This is a genomic window from Vibrio sp. HENC-03 (assembly GCF_000305755.2).
Taxonomy (GTDB): domain Bacteria; phylum Pseudomonadota; class Gammaproteobacteria; order Enterobacterales; family Vibrionaceae; genus Vibrio; species Vibrio owensii.
The window spans coordinates 110,219-111,087 of record NZ_JH976121.1 but is presented as its reverse complement, the minus strand read 5'-3'; the positions used below and the strand labels follow the sequence as shown (position 1 = coordinate 111,087).

The following is an 869-nucleotide window of genomic DNA, read 5'->3' as shown; positions in this document are numbered from 1 at the left end:
TTATTGTCTAGGTTTTACCAATTTCCTAGATGATTTAGAAAAGTCGCGGTCGTGGCGGAATTGGTAGACGCACCAGATTTAGGTTCTGGCGCCGCAAGGTGTGAGAGTTCAAGTCTCTCCGACCGCACCATACTTTTCTAATTTGATATGTCTTTTGACTATCACCCGTAGGTCTATCGCCAAGCGGTAAGGCAGCGGCTTTTGATGCCGCCATTCCCTGGTTCGAATCCAGGTAGACCTGCCATTATTTTCCCTTTAAAGGGACGTTATTGAGGTTTTACCAATTCTCTCGATAACAACAATTAAGATGCGGTCGTGGCGGAATTGGTAGACGCACCAGATTTAGGTTCTGGCGCCGCGAGGTGTGAGAGTTCAAGTCTCTCCGACCGCACCATCTTAATTAAAAACATATTGTTGGCTACGTAGCTCAGCTGGTTAGAGCACATCACTCATAATGATGGGGTCACAGGTTCGAATCCCGTCGTAGCCACCATTTATTCAGATAAATAGTTTATACTTAAGACTATTGATCAAAAGCGTTAAAGCGCGGTCGTGGCGGAATTGGTAGACGCACCAGATTTAGGTTCTGGCGCCGCAAGGTGTGAGAGTTCAAGTCTCTCCGACCGCACCATACTTTCCTTAAGTGGAAAGCACTTAGTTGAAAGACTAAGACCTGTAGGGCTATCGCCAAGCGGTAAGGCAGCGGCTTTTGATGCCGCCATTCCCTGGTTCGAATCCAGGTAGCCCTGCCATTACAAAACGTTGTTAAGGTTATACCAATCACCTTAGTAACTAAAAAACACGATGCGGTCGTGGCGGAATTGGTAGACGCACCAGATTTAGGTTCTGGCGCCGCAAGGTGTGAGAGT

Annotated in this window: 6 tRNA genes; all 6 read left to right on the top strand. The window is 47.3% G+C overall.

The features are described from left to right. The first annotated feature begins 45 nt into the window (after window positions 1-45). The 6 genes from VCHENC03_RS15290 to VCHENC03_RS15315 all read left to right on the top strand — a co-directional run bounded on the left by VCHENC03_RS15290 (window position 46) and on the right by VCHENC03_RS15315 (window position 752). A tRNA-Leu gene (locus tag VCHENC03_RS15290) sits at window positions 46-130 on the top strand. Between the two features lie 39 nt (window positions 131-169). After that, a tRNA-Gln gene (locus tag VCHENC03_RS15295) sits at window positions 170-244 on the top strand. A gap of 65 nt (window positions 245-309) precedes the next feature. After that, window positions 310-394 (top strand) — tRNA-Leu (locus VCHENC03_RS15300). A 22-nt stretch (window positions 395-416) separates the two neighbouring features. Beyond that, a tRNA-Met gene (locus VCHENC03_RS15305) sits at window positions 417-493 on the top strand. A gap of 53 nt (window positions 494-546) precedes the next feature. Beyond that, window positions 547-631: transfer RNA gene (locus VCHENC03_RS15310), tRNA-Leu, on the top strand. A 46-nt stretch (window positions 632-677) separates the two neighbouring features. Then, window positions 678-752 (top strand) — tRNA-Gln (locus VCHENC03_RS15315). Window positions 753-869 lie beyond the last annotated feature (117 nt).